Source organism: Neobacillus phoenicis, from assembly GCF_047302305.1.
In the GTDB taxonomy this organism is placed as follows: Bacteria; Bacillota; Bacilli; order Bacillales; family Cytobacillaceae; genus Neobacillus.
Genome location: NZ_CP154847.1, coordinates 3,020,092 through 3,040,254 on the forward strand (window position 1 = coordinate 3,020,092; position 20,163 = coordinate 3,040,254).

At 37.0% G+C, this 20,163-nt stretch carries 19 protein-coding genes, 1 pseudogene and 1 riboswitch; of the genes and pseudogenes, 12 read left to right on the forward strand and 8 right to left on the reverse strand.

The window, feature by feature from the left end; translation table 11 throughout:
- Positions 1–49: 49 nt before the first annotated feature.
- The 3 genes from AA0X95_RS15690 to AA0X95_RS15700 form a co-directional block, all read right to left on the reverse strand.
- Positions 50–1,597 (reverse strand): acyl-CoA carboxylase subunit beta, encoded by a 1,548-nt coding sequence (locus tag AA0X95_RS15690; RefSeq protein ID WP_413299377.1) that lies wholly within the window; start codon positions 1,595–1,597, stop codon positions 50–52.
- A 10-nt stretch (positions 1,598–1,607) separates the two neighbouring features.
- The gene (locus AA0X95_RS15695; protein ID WP_413299379.1) at positions 1,608–3,263 is read right to left on the reverse strand and encodes a class I adenylate-forming enzyme family protein; all 1,656 of its coding nucleotides are present in this window, start codon (positions 3,261–3,263) and stop codon (positions 1,608–1,610) included.
- Positions 3,264–3,403: 140 nt separating this feature from the next.
- Positions 3,404–4,402 (reverse strand): NAD(P)H-dependent flavin oxidoreductase, encoded by a 999-nt coding sequence (locus AA0X95_RS15700; protein WP_413299381.1) that lies wholly within the window; start codon positions 4,400–4,402, stop codon positions 3,404–3,406.
- 196 nt (positions 4,403–4,598) lie between these two features.
- A riboswitch (purine riboswitch) is annotated at positions 4,599–4,700 on the forward strand.
- A gap of 116 nt (positions 4,701–4,816) precedes the next feature.
- Between AA0X95_RS15700 and AA0X95_RS15705 the strand changes: the two genes are divergently transcribed.
- Together AA0X95_RS15705 and AA0X95_RS15710 are read left to right on the forward strand one after the other, a co-directional pair.
- Entirely contained in the window at positions 4,817–5,410 is a 594-nt protein-coding gene (locus AA0X95_RS15705) for a xanthine phosphoribosyltransferase (protein WP_413299383.1), read from the forward strand.
- Complete coding sequence (locus tag AA0X95_RS15710) at positions 5,410–6,714, forward strand: nucleobase:cation symporter-2 family protein (protein WP_413299385.1); 1,305 nt, start codon at positions 5,410–5,412, stop codon at positions 6,712–6,714. Before AA0X95_RS15705 ends, AA0X95_RS15710 begins: the two co-directional genes overlap by 1 nt.
- Before the next feature lie 27 nt (positions 6,715–6,741).
- Here AA0X95_RS15710 and AA0X95_RS15715 read toward each other — a convergent pair whose 3' ends face one another.
- A complete protein-coding gene (locus tag AA0X95_RS15715; RefSeq protein ID WP_413299387.1) occupies positions 6,742–6,963 on the reverse strand; it encodes a spore germination protein in 222 nt (73 codons plus the stop codon).
- Between the two features lie 91 nt (positions 6,964–7,054).
- Positions 7,055–7,549 carry a hypothetical protein gene (locus tag AA0X95_RS15720; RefSeq protein ID WP_413299389.1) on the reverse strand — a complete coding sequence of 165 codons (495 nt, stop codon included), beginning with the start codon at positions 7,547–7,549 and terminating at the stop codon, positions 7,055–7,057.
- Between the two features lie 395 nt (positions 7,550–7,944).
- On the opposite strand from AA0X95_RS15720, the gene AA0X95_RS15725 reads away from it, so the two are divergent.
- Genes AA0X95_RS15725 through AA0X95_RS15735 form a run of 3 tightly spaced genes read left to right on the forward strand, consistent with a single transcriptional unit; the run spans position 7,945 to position 11,250 of the window.
- On the forward strand, positions 7,945–8,844 hold the full coding sequence (locus tag AA0X95_RS15725; RefSeq protein ID WP_413299391.1) for a putative selenate ABC transporter substrate-binding protein: 900 nt from the start codon (positions 7,945–7,947) through the stop codon (positions 8,842–8,844).
- Between the two features lie 14 nt (positions 8,845–8,858).
- Positions 8,859–9,611, forward strand: coding sequence for a phosphonate ABC transporter ATP-binding protein (locus tag AA0X95_RS15730; protein ID WP_413299393.1), 753 nt, complete (start codon positions 8,859–8,861; stop codon positions 9,609–9,611).
- Between the two features lies 1 nt (position 9,612).
- Positions 9,613–11,250 (forward strand): PhnE/PtxC family ABC transporter permease, encoded by a 1,638-nt coding sequence (locus AA0X95_RS15735; protein WP_413299396.1) that lies wholly within the window; start codon positions 9,613–9,615, stop codon positions 11,248–11,250.
- Between the two features lie 188 nt (positions 11,251–11,438).
- Here AA0X95_RS15735 and AA0X95_RS15740 read toward each other — a convergent pair whose 3' ends face one another.
- Positions 11,439–11,945, reverse strand: a complete 507-nt coding sequence (locus AA0X95_RS15740) for a hypothetical protein (RefSeq protein ID WP_413299398.1) — start codon at positions 11,943–11,945, stop codon at positions 11,439–11,441.
- Positions 11,946–12,122: 177 nt separating this feature from the next.
- Here AA0X95_RS15740 and AA0X95_RS15745 point away from each other — a divergent pair, with 177 nt between their 5' ends.
- Both AA0X95_RS15745 and AA0X95_RS15750 read left to right on the forward strand, forming a co-directional pair.
- Positions 12,123–12,797, forward strand: a complete 675-nt coding sequence (locus AA0X95_RS15745; RefSeq protein ID WP_413299400.1) for a response regulator transcription factor — start codon at positions 12,123–12,125, stop codon at positions 12,795–12,797.
- Positions 12,794–13,807, forward strand: a complete 1,014-nt coding sequence (locus AA0X95_RS15750; RefSeq protein ID WP_413299402.1) for an ATP-binding protein — start codon at positions 12,794–12,796, stop codon at positions 13,805–13,807. Before AA0X95_RS15745 ends, AA0X95_RS15750 begins: the two co-directional genes overlap by 4 nt.
- An 8-nt stretch (positions 13,808–13,815) precedes the next feature.
- Here AA0X95_RS15750 and AA0X95_RS15755 read toward each other — a convergent pair whose 3' ends face one another.
- Both AA0X95_RS15755 and AA0X95_RS15760 read right to left on the reverse strand, forming a co-directional pair.
- Complete coding sequence (locus tag AA0X95_RS15755) at positions 13,816–15,744, reverse strand: ABC transporter permease (RefSeq protein ID WP_413299404.1); 1,929 nt, start codon at positions 15,742–15,744, stop codon at positions 13,816–13,818.
- Complete coding sequence (locus AA0X95_RS15760; RefSeq protein WP_413299406.1) at positions 15,731–16,498, reverse strand: ABC transporter ATP-binding protein; 768 nt, start codon at positions 16,496–16,498, stop codon at positions 15,731–15,733. The genes AA0X95_RS15755 and AA0X95_RS15760 overlap by 14 nt, the downstream gene beginning before the upstream one ends.
- A gap of 269 nt (positions 16,499–16,767) precedes the next feature.
- Here AA0X95_RS15760 and AA0X95_RS15765 point away from each other — a divergent pair, with 269 nt between their 5' ends.
- From AA0X95_RS15765 to AA0X95_RS15785, 5 genes and pseudogenes are all read left to right on the forward strand, one after another.
- The gene (locus tag AA0X95_RS15765; protein ID WP_413299408.1) at positions 16,768–17,928 is read left to right on the forward strand and encodes an MFS transporter; all 1,161 of its coding nucleotides are present in this window, start codon (positions 16,768–16,770) and stop codon (positions 17,926–17,928) included.
- An 80-nt stretch (positions 17,929–18,008) separates the two neighbouring features.
- On the forward strand, positions 18,009–18,359 hold the full coding sequence (locus tag AA0X95_RS15770) for a hypothetical protein (protein WP_413299410.1): 351 nt from the start codon (positions 18,009–18,011) through the stop codon (positions 18,357–18,359).
- A 171-nt stretch (positions 18,360–18,530) separates the two neighbouring features.
- Positions 18,531–19,154 carry a DUF421 domain-containing protein gene (locus AA0X95_RS15775; protein ID WP_413299412.1) on the forward strand — a complete coding sequence of 208 codons (624 nt, stop codon included), beginning with the start codon at positions 18,531–18,533 and terminating at the stop codon, positions 19,152–19,154.
- A gap of 111 nt (positions 19,155–19,265) precedes the next feature.
- Complete coding sequence (locus AA0X95_RS15780) at positions 19,266–19,442, forward strand: hypothetical protein (protein WP_413299414.1); 177 nt, start codon at positions 19,266–19,268, stop codon at positions 19,440–19,442.
- A 59-nt stretch (positions 19,443–19,501) separates the two neighbouring features.
- Positions 19,502–20,163 (forward strand): annotated as a pseudogene (locus AA0X95_RS15785) (cation:proton antiporter).

Consider the following 20,163-nt stretch of genomic DNA (forward strand, 5'->3'; position numbering starts at 1 on the left):
TAGCCAAACAAAAAGGAACCAATCCATCATGGAAAGGTTCCTTTTCACTTTATATACCGGTTGGCCACGACGACAACAGCCGTTCACTTTTTTCACGCTTTGAAGTGAGCAGATATTCGAGAGATTGACAGAGAAATTTTCTCGTTTCACTGGGGTGTATCACATCGTCAATTAAATGCTTGGCCGCAGCTTTATATGGTGAACTATCAAAAGACCATAGCTCTAATAGCTTCTTCCTTTCCTCTTTTGGATTTTCTGCGCGAGCCAAATCTCTCCCAAAAACTACGTTAACTCCAACTTCTGGTCCGGTAAAATTTATCTCTGCAGTCGGCCAGGCAACGATTAAATCTCCTCCCATTCCAGGTCCGCACATATTCCCATAAGCAGCACCAATACTTTTCCGAATCACAACTGAAATTTTAGGTACAGTTGCTAGCGCCAATGCTTGGTTCCAAACCATGATTTTTGTCGGCATTTTTGCTTTCTCCGCTTCACTGCTAATTCGAAAACCAGGTGTATCATGTAGAAAAATAAGCGGAATATGGTAGGAATCACATAAACAAATAAATTCCGTTGCTTTTTGACATTCCTGTGGTCCTGGTGCACCAGCATATTGATTTGGCTGGTTAGCAACGATGCCTACACAATGTCCATTTAAGTGAGCAAAAGTTGTAATGAGTCCTTTACCAAATTTTCTTTGATACTCAAAGGTAACCCCATCATCAACAAGCACTTCAATTATTTTCCTCATATCATATACACGATTGTTTTGCTGAGGCAAAATAGTAAATACTTCTTCAACCAGGCGATAGGGATCATCGGTTGTCTGTCTCATTTTTGGCCGTTCACCTGCATGCTGTGGCATGTAAGAAAAGAAGTTTTTTAATTGCTCCATACATTCATCTTCTGTACTGCCATCCTCATCAATTTGACCTGTAAATTTATGATGAATCTCTACTCCACCTAATTCCTCTGGAGTTAATTTTTGACCATTGGCAAGTTCAAGCATTCGCGGACCTGCTATAGCCATACATGTCCCTTGGAGCTGGGTAACGAAATCAGAGGACACTGCGGCCCAGGTTGGACCACCAAAGCTATCACCAAGAATAGCCGTCATGGTCGGAACTTGTCGATGAAGGGTGAGCATTTCACGAGGAAACAATTTATCGCTTATTCCGTCAGACCCCATTCCATCAGGCATCCGTAGTCCTCCTCCTTCATGGAGAGAGAAAATCGGGAGGCCATTTTTCACTGCAAATTCATGTATACTTTTTGATTTACGGATATGGACATTACCTTCAGTTCCAGCGAATACCGTCTTGTCACCTGCCTGAATAACCGCAGGTCTACCGTTTATTTTTCCTACACCTGTAATGAGCCCATCTCCATAGCTTTTACTTTCTGTTCCTTTTACATCAGAAGTATTAAGCATGCCGAGTTCCATAAATGTACCTGTATCCGCTAATTTATTTATTCTCTCCCTTGCTGTCAGCAGTCCTCGATCATGTTGAGCGGCTATTTTTTCCGGTCCTCCACCTAAAAGAGCGCATTCTTTCTTTGCTTGCAGATCATCAGTAAGTTGCTTTAAAGTATCCATGTTCCCTCTCCTACTCGTCTTTTAGTAATTTTCGAAGTACCTTCCCAGAAGGTGTTGCGGGAAGTTGATCAATGATTTCTACATAGCGGGGATATTTATAGGCAGCCATGCTCTCTTTGGCCCATAGGATAATATCAGCAGCAGTAAGACTCTCTTTTTTGTTCTCATGTAAAACTACAAACGCTTTGACCACTTCCCCTTTTACAGGATCAGGAACACCAATTACGGCGGATTGAAGGATAGCAGGATGCAGATTCAGAAGAGCTTCTACATCTTCTGGAAAAATACTGTAACCCGAACTTTTTATCATTTCCTTTACCCGACCAAGGAAAAATAAATAGCCGTCCTCGTCAAGATATCCTATATCTCCTGTATGAACCCAACCGTCCTGTAGTGTCTCTGAGGTAGCATCAGGTCTGTTTAAATACCCTTTAAATACACCAGGGTTTTTAATAACAATTTCTCCCTGCTTGTCTGCTGGTAGTTCCTCGCCCGTTTCATGGTCCAAAATCCGTATTTGTGTTTCATAAATGGGAATTCCACAGGATCCATACTTAATTTTATCTTTTGGCATAAAGGTATCACAGGTGTGTGTCTCACTAAGACCGTAGGCTGCTTCAAAAAGGTCGCATCCATTTGTCATAGAACGCCAATGATCCGCTAATTCTTTTGTCACTTGGACACCAAAACTCGTTGCTAAATTCGTTTTTAAACTGGTAAGATTTTTTTCCTTAATATTTGGAAGTTGTAAAATGGCCCAATTCATGGGGGCAATGCTATACCAATACGTAATTCGTTCTTTTTCAATAGCTTCAATGGTGGCAAGGGGATCAAAACGAGTGAATAAAACACATGGTCTTCCTGTGTATACAGGACTATTTAGTCCCATGACCATACCAGCAATATGACATAACGGGGCGCTAGCTAATAAAACATCCTTTTCCCCCATTCCATTTGCTTGCATAGAGGCAGCTGTTTTAAATAACGCATTTCCGTAAGTTAACATGGCCCCTTTCGGCCTGCCTGTTGTGCCTGAGGTGAAAACGATTAATCCAACATCATTCCATATATCAATCGGTTCCTTGGCTTCATAAGGTAATTCATTTTGGAGAATTTCGCAAAAGTCATCTGTTTCAGTGAAATGTTGTTTGGGTAATAGGAATTCTTCAGGAAACTTCCATTCGGGTTGTTCTGGGAGGAAATCATGATAATTTGTGGTAACAACAAATTGTAACGGGTGGGTTTTTTCTATTGCTTTTTTCACTAGGGGATACCCTTCTGAACCTGAAATGATTCCTTCAATCGGTGCTTCTTCTAAAAAGTAAGCTAATTCATTCTCTTTAAACATAGGATTCAAAGGAACTACCATTCCGCCTAATTTTTGTATAGCAAAATGAGCAATTATATATTGAGGGCAGTTTTGCATATAAAGGGCTACACAACTCCCCTTCTTCACGCCCATCCTATGTAAATAGTGTGCAAATCGCTGTACCTGATTCGAAAGTGCACCCCAAGAAATCCTTGTACCGTAAAAAATGTAGGCTGTTTCATTAGGTTTCTGTTTGGCATGTTGTTCCAAGTAATCAGCGAGTGGCTTTTCCCCCTGTAAATATGTTAGTTTAGCAGGTAATTGTGTTGGCCAGTGAAGGTGAGTTTTTTCTACCATTTACATCCCTCCAATATTGTAAGAATAGAAACTTCTTTAGTTTTAACTTTACATTCTAACCGGTTAGTATTTTTATAGAAGAGAAGACTCAGTAATGAGCCATCTCTTCCCTATACTACGTTTATTCCATTATATGCCTATTAATTCACCTGAACCCCGTTTAATTTACTAGCACTCCGATTCACTTTTTCGAGAGCCTCTTGATACTCCACCTCTAAGCGTCTAATAATGTCGCCGGTCGATTCAATTTTATCAATGGCCCCGACTCCATGACCTGCGGACCATATATCCCGCCATGCTTTTGATTTCGTCTCTCTCTGCATACTATCAAAGTTAACTTGGTCTTTTTTTACAAGCTGTTCAGGGTTTAATCCCGCTTTTACAATACTAGGCTTTAACATATTACACATCACACCTGAAAACGCATCTGTTAAGACAATATCTTCCTGTGTGGACTCAACTAGCATCTCTCTATATTCATCATTTGCCATGCTTTCTGTGGCCACAATGAAGCGTGTTCCCATATAAGCAAGATCTGCACCAGCAGCCTGAGCGGCTAATATTCCTTTTCCTGTTGAGATAGAACCAGCAAGGATGATTATTCCATCCCAAAAACTTCTTACCATGTCTACAAAAGCAAAGCTATTAATTTGACCAGCATGGCCACCTGCCCCGCTTGCGACTAAAATTAAACCATCGACTCCTGTTTCTGCTGCTTTTCTAGCAAATTTCAAATCGCTTACATCAGAGAATACAAGACCACCATATTCGTGTACGATGTCGACTACATGTTTCGGACTTCCTAGTGAGGTAATCACTAATTGTGGCTTATGCTTTTTAATCAGATCCAACTCTTCTTGAAGGCGGCCATACGTGCTATGTACCACCATATTCATGGCCCATGGAGCAATTTTACGATCAGGGTTCTGTACACGGGCTTCCTCCAGCTCTTCATTTAATTGTCCCATCCATTGATCAAGTACCTCGATGGGTCTTGCATTGGGAGCAGGAAAAGAACCAATCACTCCATTCAAACAACAATTTTTAACAAGATCTGGCCCAGACACTAAAAACATTGGTGCAGAAATAACAGGAAGCCTAAGCTGAGTCCACCAGTTTTCAGGAATACTTTTATTCATTACACTCACTCCTAATTTAGAATTTTCTGAATAAAACACTCTTCTTTATAGTACCTGAAAATGAATGGTTATTCAATCTTTAGAGGGAATAAATATGAAACTTGATTAAAGGCGAATATTCCACTTAATAACAAACGTAACATTCGTATTTTAGATAAATACGGTTGATTTTCTCTTTACTCATGCTATAATGTTAGTAAATTAATAAAGTATCACTCATATAATAGCGGGGATATGGCCCGCAAGTTTCTACCAGATTGCCGTTAACAATCTGACTATGAGTGAGTAATAGAAAGTTGTTTTATTTAAAACAACCTTTCTATATCCTTTTGGCATATTAGCCCAAAGGTCATTGCTCACTCCATTTTTATTGTGAACATGACTTTTGGGCTTTTTATTTTTTAGGAGGTAAGTATGAAACTATTAGAGGAAAAAATTAAAAAGGACGGAATGGTCCTAAATGAACATGTTCTAAAGGTAGATTCGTTTTTGAATCATCAATTGGACCCTTTTTTAATGGACGAGATTGGCAAAGAGTTTGCTGCTCGGTTTAATGGAAACGGAATTACTAAAATTGTGACAATTGAATCATCAGGAATTGCACCTGCTGTCATGGCTGGATTACATATGATGGTCCCAGTGGTTTTTGCTAGGAAAAAGAAATCATTAACCCTTACAGATGATTTGCTCACTGCGAAAGTTTATTCGTTTACAAAGAATGAAACAAATGAAATATCGGTCTCAAAAAAATTTGTGGACACAAATGATAAAGTGCTCATTATTGATGATTTTCTCGCAAACGGAGAGGCTGCCCTTGGGTTGGTGAACATCGTTCAACAAACTGGTGCAGAGATCGCTGGTATTGGCATTGTAATTGAAAAATGCTTCCAAAACGGTTCCAAAAAGTTGCAAGATTTAGGTTTAAGGGTTGAATCTTTAGCTCAAGTTGCCTCACTAACAAATGATGAGGTTACATTTATTAATGAAAAAGTGGAGGAATGTATCTAATGAAACAACATCCTTTAAAAATAGCATCTTTAGGAATTCAACATGTGTTAGCCATGTATGCTGGTGCAGTGATTGTACCACTTATCATTGGTGGTGCACTAAAATTTTCCGGAGAACAATTAACCTATTTAGTTTCCATCGATATTTTAATGTGTGGGATAGCAACTATTTTACAAGTTTGGCAGAATCGTTTTTTTGGTGTAGGCTTACCAATTGTTCTAGGGTGTACCTTTACGGCTGTCGGACCCATTATTTCAATTGGCGGCCAATATGGTATTTCTTCCATTTACGGTTCTATTCTTATTTCAGGCCTAATCGTTGTTCTCATTTCACAATTTTTCGGTAAACTAATTAAGTTCTTCCCTCCTGTTGTAACTGGTTCAGTCGTTACCATAATAGGGATTACCTTAATTCCTGTTGCAATGAACAACATGGCTGGCGGCCAAGGGAGCCCTGATTTTGGCAGTATCTCAAATATCAGTCTTGCTTTCGGTACTTTGTTATTTATCATTTTACTTTATAGATTTACAAAGGGATTTATCCGCTCTATTTCAATCCTACTTGGATTGGTTGCTGGAACAATTGCAGCATCTTTAATGGGTAAGGTGAATTTTGCAGCTGTAATCGACGCTTCATGGTTTCATATGGTCAAACCCTTTTATTTTGGAACTCCTTCATTTGAATTAACACCGATTATTACAATGACATTAGTAGCTATTGTTAGTCTAGTAGAGTCAACAGGTGTCTATTTAGCATTAAGTGATATAACAGGAAAAAAGCTTACCGAGGAGGATTTATCAAGGGGGTATCGTGCAGAAGGAATTGCCAGTATACTTGGTGCCTTGTTCAATGCCTTCCCTTATACCACCTATTCCCAAAACGTTGGACTCGTTCAGTTGTCTGGTGTAAAAGGGAAAAATGTTATCTATACTATGGGTGGAATCCTAGTGGTCCTTGGTTTTGTACCAAAAATAGGTGCGTTTACGACGGTGATCCCAACACCTGTTCTTGGTGGAGCAATGGTAGCGATGTTTGGGATGGTTATTGCCTATGGAATCAAAATGCTAAGCAAAGTGGAATTTGCTTCACAAGAAAACCTGCTTATTATTGCTTGCTCAGTTGGTATGGGTCTTGGTGTAACTGCTGTACCTGATTTATTTACCCACCTTCCAGAAAGCATTAAAATCTTAACCAACAATGGAATTGTAGCTGGAAGCTTTACTGCTATCTTTTTAAACATTATTTTTAATGTAATTAAATCATCCAAGCAACAGCAAGCTACTTCCACCTTACGCGCATCATAATTTACACAAGAAAAAAATTAGGCGGAGCTACTCTATGCTCCGCCTGATTAAATCAATTAAACTCATTACACTATTTTGATTTGAAGAATTCGACACTGTTTTCGTAGACACATCTGTCCCCTGATTCCCTTCACCAGAACCAGTTATGGATTTCGTTACAGAAATAGGAGCAATATATACAGCTCCCCCAAAGTTGACAATACCACCAGAAATCGTACCGATACTTATCCCGTCTTGATTAATCGCCACCCTTTGTCCCCCTTTATTTTTTTACTAGTATATGTACAAGCTAGGGTGCTTGTCTAAACTTCTTCATTAATACTAATAAAAATAGAAAAGCCTATTTCGCTTCGTCATTTTTATTAGATTGAAGACACGCTTTTCTTTCTATCTTTAAAATCCATTTATAATATCCAAGTAATATCAGCAGCAGAATGGGATCTAGCAATGCTGCATGCCACAATTCCCACCAGCCATAATGAAAATAACCCCAAGGCTTTGGTAGTAAGGTTATCATTTCATACACGAGAATAACAATAGTAAAAAAAAGTATGTAAAAGCCTTGCTTTATGATCTTTGTTTTGAAGGGATAGAGGTTAAGAAAAATAAGATTTGCCGCAGGAACTAAAAATACATGCGGCAGTAATCCTGACCAATCAATTTCCTTGTCAAAATACCAGTAAGCATGGTATTTGAACTCGATAAAAATATCAAAAATAGTTTGAAAAGATACGGTAAAAGTCCAAATATGAACAATCTGATTCATAGTTAATCGTTTATTTGATTTGAAGGCAATGAAATTAAAAATGACAATTGCAATTAGGAGTCCAATCATGACATTTTCCTTTTTTTACGTTTAAGGTACCCCACTTAATAGGAGCATTATTCTTAATGTTTCCAAATAATTTACAGTTTTTCTCCAAAGGGACGGTCGTTCTAGTCTGCCACGAACCTGACATTTAAGAGATTGGCTCACAAAAATCTGGAATGTCGAAGAATGGTCACAATTATCCATTTAATAATATCTTAAAACTTCTGCGCCTTTGCAGGGGTTTTTCCTATTTTCAGAGGCTTTTACACTATTTCCGATATTTTACTATTGATTATTCCGATTTAAATAAATAGAACAAATCGATTTAATGAATTTATTTTAAAAAAGCATTTATCTATAATTTTAAAAGCAAGGACATATCTACTATATAAAACATAAGAACCGAGGAGATTTTGTTTATGAAAAAATGGTTGTCTATTATGATTACTGTATTGCTACTATTTTCTTTAGCTGCCTGTGGACAGAAAGAAGAAAAATCAAGTGAAACAAAAAAAGAAACCACAACTAAAGAAGTGTTTAAAATAGGTGCGATCCCTGACCAAAACGCTGCTGACCTAGAAAAAGGGATGACTGCTGTTGCAAATTACCTAAGCAAAAAAACAGGGATGAAGGTAGAGTTTGTACCGTCCGTTGATTATGCAGCACTTGTTACTGGCTTTCAACGTGGTGAAATTCATATGGCCTGGTTTGGCGGATTAACAAGTGTACAAGCTAGAAACCTTGTACCTGATGCAGAATCTATTGTCCAAAGACCTCGTGATGCAGAATTCCATTCTGTTTTTATTACCCAAGCATCAGAAAATATTAAGAAACTTGAAGATCTAAAAGGAATGTCTTTTACTTTCGGTAGTGAAAGTTCTACATCGGGCCATTTAATGCCACGTTATTACTTATCTGAAGCTGGTATCGATGCAAATAAAGACTTTGATGGCAAACCAAACTTCTCAGGTTCACATGATACAACGTACAAATTAATTGAATCAGGTGCGTTTAAAGCCGGTGCTCTAAACGAAGCAGTTTGGGAAGCAGCAGTTAAAGACGGCAAAGTGGATACAAATAAAGTAAAAGTATTCTATACAACACCAGCTTATTATGACTATAATTGGACTATTAACAGCAATGTTGAAGAAGTATTCGGTAAAGGTACGAAAAAGAAAGTAAAGGATGCCCTTCTTTCTATTACTGGTGAGCAAAAAGAAATCGCTGACTTATTCCAAACTGACAGCTTTGTAGAAACAAAAAATGATAACTACAAGAAGATTGAAAAGGTCGCAAAAGAATTACAGATTATTAAGTAGTAGGTGTAGTTGAGATGTCTTCAAATATAAAAATAGAAGCAAAAAATATATCGAAACACTATGAGCGGAAGATAGCCTTATCTTCCCTTTCTTTTTCTATAAATGAAGGAGAATTAGTTGCGTTAATTGGACCAAGTGGGGCAGGAAAAACCACCCTTTTGAATGCAATTGCCGGGTTGGTTCCTTTGAACAGCGGGGATCTCATAATAGATACTAAACTTCTTACTTCCTATAAAAAAGGCAAAGCTTTTGCCAAAAAAGTAGGAGTCATTCGCCAGCAATTCGACTTAATCGGACCACTTGCTGTTATTCATAATGTCCTAGCCGGGAAATTAGCTGACTGGGGTCTTTTCAAGTCCCTTTTGTCATTACTTGTTCCACAAGAAAAAGAACTAGCCGTCAATGCACTTGAACGAGTTGGATTAGCAGATAAAGTATATGAGATTACCTCTTCCTTATCTGGTGGCGAACAGCAGCGAGTAGCGATGGCACGATTAATGGTTCAAAAGCCAGAGGTAATTCTTGCTGACGAGCCTGTTGCCTCTCTTGACCCTGCGCGGGCAGATGATGTACTTTCTATGTTGACTAGTATTGTCACAGAGGAAAAGCAAACCTTAATCGCAAGCTTGCATTCTGTTGAATATGCGCGTAAGTATTTTACAAGGATTATTTCTCTAAAGAACGGAGAAATATTTTTTGATTTACCAACAGATCAAGTGACTGATGAATTGCTTAAAGACCTCTATCAGTTAAAGGAGCAAGGGTAAGATGACGAAACAAAGATCCATCTTTCGCGTGCATAACCGCTTCCTCCTCACTTTACTGTTAGTGGCCATTTTCGCTTGGAGTCTTTTCTCAATAAAATGGAATGCAGATTTATTTCATGCTGGCGGGATTCCCACCATGCTTCAGATTTTCGAAGGCATTATTCATCCTGATTTAACTGCCGATGTGCTATTCAAAGGGTTAGAATCATCATGGATCACCCTTGCTTACGCTGTGGCTGGAATGTCGCTGGCAATTATTTATGCATTTATTGTTGGGGTTCTGGCATCAGGTACATTAACGTCAAACCGAGTTTCCCGAATGGTTTCAAAAGTATTTTTTAGAGGGATTTTAGGTTTTACAAGGTCTATTCATGAATTAATCTGGGCTTGGCTATTTGTGGCAGCAGTGGGGCTTTCCCCCTACGCCGCTATCTTTGCCCTTGCCATTCCTTACGGTGGAATTCTTGGCCGTATATTTGCAGATATGTTAAATGATGTGCCACAGAATCCAATTAAAGCCTTAAAATCTTCCGGGGCATCGCGACTGCAAACTCTAATTTATGGCTACCTCCCCTTAGTTTGGGCAGATATGATTAGTTACACCATGTACCGCTTTGAGTGTTCCATTCGCTCTTCAGCTATTATGAGCTTTGTTGGACTTGGTGGCTTGGGATATCAAATTCAATTATCTCTCGCTGACTTGAAATACGATCAAGTATGGACGTATGTGTTTTTTCTCATTGGGCTTGTATTATTCGTTGATATTTGGAGTAATTTTGTCCGAAAAGGGTTAACTGACCGGAAAAGAAGAAAGGGCTTAAGCCCTGGTTGGATGTCCACTTTCTTCACTCTGTTGTTAATCGCTGCCTCCTGGTTCTTTATTACTCTTGGGGAGAATGCTCAACTATTTGAGCTATTGTCAGATAAGAATATAGAATATGCGAAGAAGTTTTTCGGTGGATTAGTAGGGCTCCATCAAGAGAATCCGGCCTTTCTCAACGGAGACAGCTGGTCTTCTGCATTAAAATTAACGCTTGAAACACTAGAAATGAGTATTATGGCAATCGGATTTTCGACCCTTGCCGCTTTCTTAACTGTGATTCCTGCTGCAAGAAATATAGCGAATGGAAACCTTACTTCTTCAAAGCGATGGTATAACTGGTTTTTATATGGTCTTGTCCGCGTCTCCTATATCTTTTCTCGCTCCGTACCTGAGCTTGTTTGGGCGATGATGATCATTTTCATCTTCAAACCGGGGATTTTACCGGGTGCTATTGCTCTTGCTCTCCACAATTTCGGTATACTAGGGAAGCTTTGGGCGGAGGTTATTGAGGATATGGATCCACGACCAATAAGAAATCTAGCATCGTCAGGTGCATCTAAGATCCAAACTTTCTTTTATGGAATCCTGCCAACGGTGTTACCACGATTTCTTACCTATATTCTCTATCGCTGGGAAGTAATTATGAGAACAACTATTGTGGTTGGATTTGTTGGCGCAGGCGGCCTTGGTATGGAATTTAAATTGGCAATGAGCTTTTTCCAATATACTCAAATTACTCTGCTTCTCCTTTGTTATATGATTCTTGTCATTCTTGCAGACTTTGCATCAGAAAGTACAAGAAAAGCAGTGAAATAGGTAAAGAGGATGTCAAAATTGGCATCCTTTTTAGATATCTACGAAATATTCAGGTGTTAATTTACGTTAATTGATTGTTTATTTGCGAAAACTCAGTTTTATTTGCGATTCGACTGGTTTTAATTGCGAAAACTAAGGTTTTATTAGCGTAATTCCAAGTTTTATTTGCGAATCTTCCCCTTCAATAATTAGCTAGGCTTTTTATTCGTATCTTTTGGCTGTTGTGCTTTTCTAACAAGATTTCCTCCATCAAAGTGTCTCCCATAGGTGGTGACAATTTCCGCGGCTTCCTCATAGGTAGGTATACGACCATTGCACTTCCAAGTCAAAAAGTATGATTGAACCTTCCCGCTATAAAACACCCAGCTAAAGAACTTACGTGAGAAATTATGCACGCCACTTGTTCGGAAAGAGTTCATCTCTTTTCCTACTTTCCAAACTGTCATGGTTTGACCTATACCACCCTCTAACTGCCCTTTTAACTCGGCATACAAGAGATTCTCATTTTTACTCATTGCTTTCATAATCATTTGGTTTAACATTCCATTGATGATGAGACGCGGAATGTTAAACTGCTCTCCTCTTGTAACCGAAACAACCGCATTAGGTGGAAGGTCTATATCCCGATCACCTAATATATATGCCCCGCCATACTTATTATTTGGATCAATTTGCTTTTTCCATTGCTTTTTCATTCTCATCATCCCCATATTCAATATGAATATATATTCACTGATATCATAGCAAACTTTTATAATTTTATGAATATTTTTTGTTACTTTCTTCCTATTAATTAGATAATTTTTCCACAATAAATCAATTATAGTATAATAGATTCAACAGAAAATAATTGAAAATGGTGGGAAATAGAAATGTACAAAATAATGATCATCGAGGATGATCCCAAAATAAGATCGATTATTGCTCATACATTATTAAAGTGGAAATTTCAGCCCATTGAAGCGAATGACTTTGAACAAATTGACCGGGAATTTATCGATAGTAAACCACATCTGGTGCTCCTCGATATTAATCTACCAATATATGATGGCTATTATTGGTGTAGTAAATTTCGTCAGTTATCCAGTGTCCCTATTATCTTCATCTCTTCCCGTTCCCAAAATATGGATATTGTCATGGCGATGAACATGGGTGGAGATGATTTTATTCAAAAGCCCTTTTCACTCGATGTACTAATGGCTAAAATAAATGCTATTTTTAGAAGAGTATATACCTATAAAAAGGAAGAAAAAGATTATTTGGAGCATCGAGGAGTCTTCCTCCATGTCTCTAAAGGCATTATCTCGTATCGCGAGAAAGAACTTAATTTAACTAAAAATGAATTTCAAATTTTATATTTATTACTGAAAAAAAAGGAATGTATTGTGTCGCGAGATGAAATAATGACTGTACTTTGGGAAAGTGAAAATTTTATTGATGATAATACATTAAGTGTCAATATCGCCCGGCTACGTAGGAAACTAGATGAATTCGGTCTTAATGAATTCATCGAAACAAAAAAAAGACAGGGATATGTAATTAAATGAAATTATCACACTTTCTCTCTGATCAAAAATGGTTTGTACTCACTTTTTCATTCGTTTTACTTTTTACAGTCATTTTGATTAGTGTTGACCCAAAACTCCACATCTCTTTAGGAAGTCTAGTTTATTTAGTCATCCTCTCTATAATGGTTTATTGTGGATGTTTTCTTGGCACTTATTTTTTTAAAAATTATCAACTAAAAAAATGGAAACAACTCCCATCAAACGGGTATTATTCAGATTCTATCCCGTTAGCCGTAACACACGAACAACAAATTTACATTGATGCCATGAAACGCTTAAGTGAGCAGTATTTAATGAACAATCATATGCGTGATGAAGAAAATAAAGAGCAGTTAGAATTTATGACACAATGGTTTCATGAGATAAAAACGCCAATTGCTGTCAGTCGATTATTACTGGAAACTGAAGTTGACTCCCCTAGTCTTCTGGACGAAATCAATAAAATTGAAGCATTTGTGGAACAAGCTCTTTATTTTTCACGTCTTCATGAATTCAATAAAGATTACATGATTGAAGAAATTAATCTTGAGAAATGTTTAAAGGAAATGATTAAAGCGGAGTCAAAAACTTTTATTTCAAAGAGGATAAAAGTTTCATTTAAGACAAGCCAATTAACCGTCATTAGTGATCAAAAAGGGTTGATTTTTATTATCAGGCAGCTTCTTCTTAACTCATTAAAATACTCAGATAATCACAGTGAAATCTCCTTTTCTATTAATCAAGAGAACAGAACGCTGACTATTCGTGATCATGGAATTGGAATTCCACCTGAAGATCTTCCCCGTGTATTTGAAAAAGGATTTACAGGAAAAAACGGTAGAGCATATCAACGCTCCACTGGAATGGGGTTGTATCTGGCCAAGAAAACAGCAGATAAATTGGGACATGAACTTTCTATCTTTTCGACTGTTTGCTCAGGAACCGAGGCTATACTTTATTTTCCTGAACGATATAATTTGTATACTGGACAAAAAACAAGCTCTGAATAGGAGCTTGTTTAATTTCCCTTTATTATTTTAAAATAAGAAGTACTCGTTAACCAATAGTAGATAAGGTATATACATAAATAGACTCCTAGACAAATAATAAAAGGCACTTGAATATTAATAGGTAAATAATCTGCAAGTACAGTCAAGAAAACAGCACTATGACTAATTGCTAAAACCAGTGGAAGAAAAAAGGTAAAGCCTACTTGTCTAGTGATGGACCGTTTCACTTCTTTTTCTGGAATACCAATTTTCTCTAAAATTTTATACCGCGCTTTATCTGAGGTTGCTTCCATTAGTTGTTTAAAGTAGATGATGCTGCCTGTAGCTAACAGAAATACAAGTCCTAGGAACCCACTTATAAATATAAGTAAACCGTATGTTTCTAAGCTGTAATGATACTTTTCATAAAAACTAGAGTAAATAGGGCTAGGTGTCTTATCGACATATTTATAGGGTTCTGAAAATCGATTAATTTTATTATTTAATGCTTTGAGCTCTTTTTCATTCTCTAATTTATATATATAAAGATTTTCCGATTTCAGGTCCTTTTTTAAGTCGTTAAACAGTGAATCACTTATCACTAGTGGGAATAACCTTTCCCCTTGATTAAGTAAGGAATAACCTTTATAGTCAGTTATTTTAACAGTCTGAATGTTTGGCAATGAAAGTGTTTTTCCACTATAAGGATCATTAGTTTGGTCAAGATTGCCATCATAAAAAGTAATCGCTTCATTCATTCCAAGATGAACTTCCTCTTTCACTCCCCTCTTTTTCATCAGTTTATGAAAGGAATCCTCAGAAAAAAGGACGATTTGAAAAAAATCAGGTACTCTTTCTAAAATAGATACATCAGTTTGGATGGGTAGATATTCTACTTTTTGGCTATAGATGATACTTCTCAAAGAATCCTTTTCAATCATTGCTTGCAGCTTATCATTGTCTTTGTCATCCATTAAATTAAAAATATAACTATAGGGATTCTCTTTTTTAGAAATGGAATCAATATGATAATAAAAACTATAGGTCAACACACAAGCAACAATAGTAACACTACTTAATAGGGATATTACTGTTAAGACTAGAACATTCCCCTGCATTCGATACTTGAGATGACTAACACTAAGCAAATTTTTTCCCTTGTAATAAACTGAGGTTATCTTTTTTACTATGATTAATACATAGTTCGAAACTGAATGCATAAATAAGTATGACCCTATTATCAGGAGAATGACTGATGTTAGGGTCCTAATGCCAGTAGGTTCAATTAAACTCAAATCTCCTGGATTTAGAATGAAAAAATAGCCAGAACCAATAAATGTAATTGCTAGAAAACTAGTAATGGCAGGTGCCTTCCCCCTACTCTCTCCTTTTCTTTCTGCTTTAAAGAGTTCAGCCAATGAAAACCGATAAATCAATCGATAACCATGAACAGATGTAATCACTATGATGAGTAGAAAAAAAACAATCGTTTGAAGCAAAGCACGAGATGACAGGGTAAATGTCACTTCTAGAGAAAAATCCATTATTTTAAATATAATCATCATAAACAGTTTTGAGAAAAGAAGACCGATACTAATTCCAAGGATCAGTGCCGCCATACCAAGAATTAAATTTTCGTAAAAAAGGAGTTGCCCTACTTTTCTTTTACTCATCCCGAAAAGGGAATATAACCCAATTTCCTTTTTTCGTTTTCTAGTAAAAAAAGAATTGCTATACCAAATAAAAATAGCAGAAAATAACATTAAGACAATGGAGGCAACATGAAAAGCAGATGCCATCTTTCCAAGTGTAACAGTGGAACGAAGTAATTGTTCATTGTATTCTAGCGAAACAAAAGTAAAATAAATAGAGATACTTACCACCATAGAGTTTAAATAAATGATATATTGGCGAATGCTTTTTTTTATGTTTTTACTAGCTAGGCTATACAATGTCATATTGCATACCTCCTAGTGTCGAAAGAATATCAAGTATTTGCTGAAACATCTGCTTGCGGGAATATTCCCCTTTTCGAATCTCCGTATAAAGGGACCCATCCTTAATGAAGATAATTCGTGAGCAAAAACTAGCTGCATAGGCATCATGAGTGACCATTAAAATAGTTGATTGTTTTTCCTTATTTAGGATAGAAAGTGTTTCTAGTAATTGATAAGCCGATTTGGAATCGAGAGCACCGGTTGGTTCATCGGCAAAAATGATACTAGGGTTGCCCACAATGGCACGACAAACAGCTGTACGCTGCTGTTGCCCACCAGATACTTCATATGGGTATTTTTCAAGGATATCTTGGATTCCAAAGCGATTAGCAAGTTCATTCACTTTTTTATTCATTTCAACCACTGACATGTGACTAAAAGCTAATGGTAACAGAATATTTTCTTTCATCGTTAATGTATCAAGTAGATAATAATCTTGAAAAATAAACCCCATTTTACTTCTTCTATATTCTGTTAAATCTTGATCTGACATGTTTTGGATGTTACTTCCTTCTATACTAATAACCCCTGATGAAGGTTTTTCAATAGAAGATAACACATTAAGTAGCGTTGACTTTCCGGCACCCGAAGGGCCCATTACGCCCACAAATTCTCCTTTGATCAATTTTAAATCGATATCTTTAAGAGCAGAAAAGGAGCTTCTTCTAGTACTAAAGACTTTATTTACTCCACTTGCATTCAAAATGATTTCCAATCTATTCTCCCCCATTTAGTAAATTCCTTATATTTACTATAAGAAAAATACCGCTGCCTTACCATATTTCATCCTTACACAACGGCCATTGTACCTTACATTATTGTAAGGTTAATTCATACTCTTTACTAAACCATATCATACCTACAAAACTGAAGCTAAAATGAATGTTTTAAGGTTGTATTGTTACTGTACTTTCCATTATTCTATTAATAGTGTGAATTTACCATATGACAACAACAGTTGAAATCATCTAAGGAGTGAAACCTTTGCAAACAAAAAAAGCTTTACCTATTTTATTTGTAGTGATGTTTTTGGTTATGGTTGGGTTTGGTATTATTATCCCAGTCTTACCTTTCTACGCTGAAGAAATTGGAGCGAACCCAACTGAGCTTGGATTATTGATGGCCGTTTATTCACTCATGCAACTCATTTTTGCACCGATTTGGGGACAGGTTTCAGATCGGATCGGGCGTAAACCTGTAATGATGATCGGTATAACCGGACTTGCCTTATCCTTCTTTATCCAAGCCATTTCAACTGATCTATGGATGTTGTTTGCAGCAAGGATTTTAGGTGGTATTCTCTCCTCTGCTAATATGCCAACTGCTATGGCGTATGTGGCAGACATTACAACAGAAGAAAATCGTGGAAAAGGTATGGGGATTGTGGGGGCTGCCACTGGCCTAGGCTTTGTTTTCGGTCCAGCAATTGGTGGGATTTTTTCAAAAATCAGCTTGAGTATGCCTTTTTATTTAGCTAGTGGATCATCTTTAATTACCTTGGTTCTGGTTTTCCTTTTACTTAAAGAATCTACTAATAAAAAGAACACCGTTAAAAGAGACTCTATTTGGAAAGCATTTAGCTCAAGTGTCTCAGTTCTTTTCTTTGTGCAATTACTAATTTCTTTGTCTCTTTCCGGACTAGAGGCAACCTTTGCGTATTTTGCAGCAAAAAGAGCTGGTTTAGAGAGCACTCAACTCGGATATATTTTTATGATCATGGGTTTTGGCAGTGCCTTGGTACAAGGGGGATTAGTCGGCAAATTGACTAAGAAATACGGAGAAAGCCCAGTCATTCAAGGGGGAATCATTGTTTCAGCCCTGGGTTTTGGCTTAATTTTACTAGTACATAACTTTTCAACAGCTGCCATCTTTTTAACCATTTTTGGGTTAGGAAATGGTGTGATTCGTCCGAGTGTATCTTCACTAATTACGAAAATGTCTACTGCTGGCCATGGGAGTTCAACGGGACTTCTATCTTCCTTTGATTCTCTCGGTCGGATAATGGGACCGCCAATTGGTGGCTGGCTATTCTCACTCTCGATAGGTCTCCCATATATTTCAGGTGCAGTGATATCCATAGCCGCATTTATCTTATTTATTCTGTTTCGACCGCAGATGGCTGCTGTCAAAACAACCAACATGTAATATCTTAAATTTAAGGAATATGTTGCTAGGACATGCATAAAATGGGTTATGAGGATTGATGTATAAAGGAGCCTGGAAGAATGAAACGTAAAACCTTTATTAATGTATGTTTCCTTATCGCCATTTTAGGTTTTGCTGCCTATCTTGATTCCCCTTATTCTTTTTTGAATAAGGATTATGCCTACTCTGCCGACCAGCCTGTTATGGCTCAGCCGGTTGACGTAGAAGCATCGGAAGACATTCCTGTTTTAGAAGAAAAACTTGAAAAGCGGGAAAAAGTGAATGGGTATATCCTTGAAACGTATGAGGAATATGAGGTTTATAAAGACAAGGATGGAAATGTGGTAAAAAGTGAGCCTACAGGGAAAACGGATACCCTGAAGTATTGGGATTACAACGATAATGATGAAGATAATAACGAAACACGCTGAGATATTTCAGCGTGTTTTTAGCATTAATCGTGTTCGTTAACAATAGGTAAGGTAAGATTTGATAAAATCCTTTATGGGATGAAAGCATGTCACATAACTTTCCCGAATTATTCCCTTATAAAAAGCTCATACTATTAAAACTACATTTCTTGTTTGAAGGGGGTTATATTGGTGGATTGGAGTTTAGTTTGGAAGGCGGTACTTATTGTACTTTTTGGTACATTAATATTAAGAATAGCTGGAAGAAAAACAATTTCTCAAATGACCATCGCTGAAACTGTAATTATGATTGCAATTGGGTCTCTTCTTATTCAACCCGTCGCTGGTCCAAAACTAGGAAACACATTTTTGGTCGGTGCGGTCTTAGTAGCAACCCTCATTACCTTAGAATTTTTACAACTAAAATCAGATTCTTTTGAAAAACTCTTTACAGGGAAATCAAAAGTACTTATTGAAAATGGAATAATAAATGAGAAAAATTTAAAGAAGTTGAGATTAACAGTTGACCAACTTGAGATGAATTTACGCCAAAATAATATTACAAAATTTAGTGATGTTCAATGGGCAACTTTAGAACCAAATGGACAATTAGGATTCACCCTTATACCAGAAGCACAGCCAGTGACAAAAAAAGAATTTGCAGAGATAGTACACATGATCTCTGCAACCCATTCAAATTTTGTACAACTTAGTAATCAACTTTCTAAGATGGATACTCAAAATCAACAAGCGAATATTTTTACTGAAGTAAAAACCAAAGAGCATCCTTTCCCGCCCCCTAAACATTTGCAATAAGACAAACAGGCTACTTATTTATCTTTTGCGGACAAACCTATTGAAAATTCACCTTAAACATGTATAATTCATAGTATAACTATAGGAATTAATTGAATAGGAGGTTCGCATATGCGCTTTCTAAAAAATCTCTTTGCTGAACATTGTCCTAAATGTAATAAAGTATTAGAAACCCACCGTTCCAACACCTTAAAAGCAATCGTGATAAAGTCATGTCCAGATCAACATTATCAAAAGGAATTTCATCCTGCCTTTGAAACATATATTGAAAGTGACAGGGTTTCATAAATAAAAATAATAACATTGAAAAACAGAACGAAAAAACTTCGTTCTGTTTTTATTTATCTATTTTATTATTTGTATACCAATTAGAGTCAAGATTCATAAAAGCAGAGACAATGAAAAAGGTGGTTTTTTTTGCAGGAGCCATTCTTATTGGTTGGAAAGTAGTTCCTTTATTTTTAAAGCGTTTTGCCAAACTATTAGTAACCGAAACTGTTATTTCCTCAGCATTAATTATTTGTTTTGTATATGCCTACTTGGCGGAATATACATGGGTTGCCGCAATTATTGGTTCTTATATTGCTGGAGTAGCCATTAGCTTAACAAACTTTAAACATGAAGTCTTCGAAAAAGTGGAGACAATTGGTTATTCTATTTTTGTTCCCGTCTTTTTCACTTCAGGGTGACTGCTCAATTTGGTGGGATAAGTAAACATATTGGACTAATCGCACTGTTAAGTATTCTAGCTATTTTAACTAAGTTATTAGGAGCTTCTCTTGCTGCAAAATTAGCCGGATTCTCTTGGAATAGTTCATTGGGTATTGGTTCTGCAATGGTCTCACGTGGAGAGGTGGCCCTAATTATTGCGGCTATCGGCTTAGAGGCCAACCTATTAAATACAGAATTATTTGCAGTATTAGTAGTTGTCGTTCTTATTACCACGATTGTTACTCCTCCGATGATGAAGTGGTTTTTCAAGCCCAAAAAGGTGGAGCAAAGTGTTTAG

Excerpts from the sequence above, each read along its gene's own strand:
- AA0X95_RS15690 (WP_413299377.1), bottom strand. The coding sequence starts at position 1,597 with ATGGATACTTTAAAGCAACTTACTGATGATCTGCAAGCAAAGAAAGAA.
- AA0X95_RS15695 (WP_413299379.1), bottom strand. The coding sequence starts at position 3,263 with ATGGTAGAAAAAACTCACCTTCACTGGCCAACACAATTACCTGCTAAA.
- AA0X95_RS15700 (WP_413299381.1), bottom strand. The coding sequence starts at position 4,402 with ATGAATAAAAGTATTCCTGAAAACTGGTGGACTCAGCTTAGGCTTCCT.
- AA0X95_RS15705 (WP_413299383.1), top strand. The coding sequence starts at position 4,817 with ATGAAACTATTAGAGGAAAAAATTAAAAAGGACGGAATGGTCCTAAAT.
- AA0X95_RS15710 (WP_413299385.1), top strand. The coding sequence starts at position 5,410 with ATGAAACAACATCCTTTAAAAATAGCATCTTTAGGAATTCAACATGTG.
- AA0X95_RS15720 (WP_413299389.1), bottom strand. The coding sequence starts at position 7,549 with ATGATTGGACTCCTAATTGCAATTGTCATTTTTAATTTCATTGCCTTC.
- AA0X95_RS15725 (WP_413299391.1), top strand. The coding sequence starts at position 7,945 with ATGAAAAAATGGTTGTCTATTATGATTACTGTATTGCTACTATTTTCT.
- AA0X95_RS15730 (WP_413299393.1), top strand. The coding sequence starts at position 8,859 with ATGTCTTCAAATATAAAAATAGAAGCAAAAAATATATCGAAACACTAT.
- AA0X95_RS15735 (WP_413299396.1), top strand. The coding sequence starts at position 9,613 with ATGACGAAACAAAGATCCATCTTTCGCGTGCATAACCGCTTCCTCCTC.
- AA0X95_RS15740 (WP_413299398.1), bottom strand. The coding sequence starts at position 11,945 with ATGAAAAAGCAATGGAAAAAGCAAATTGATCCAAATAATAAGTATGGC.
- AA0X95_RS15745 (WP_413299400.1), top strand. The coding sequence starts at position 12,123 with ATGTACAAAATAATGATCATCGAGGATGATCCCAAAATAAGATCGATT.
- AA0X95_RS15750 (WP_413299402.1), top strand. The coding sequence starts at position 12,794 with ATGAAATTATCACACTTTCTCTCTGATCAAAAATGGTTTGTACTCACT.
- AA0X95_RS15755 (WP_413299404.1), bottom strand. The coding sequence starts at position 15,744 with ATGACATTGTATAGCCTAGCTAGTAAAAACATAAAAAAAAGCATTCGC.
- AA0X95_RS15770 (WP_413299410.1), top strand. The coding sequence starts at position 18,009 with ATGAAACGTAAAACCTTTATTAATGTATGTTTCCTTATCGCCATTTTA.
- AA0X95_RS15780 (WP_413299414.1), top strand. The coding sequence starts at position 19,266 with ATGCGCTTTCTAAAAAATCTCTTTGCTGAACATTGTCCTAAATGTAAT.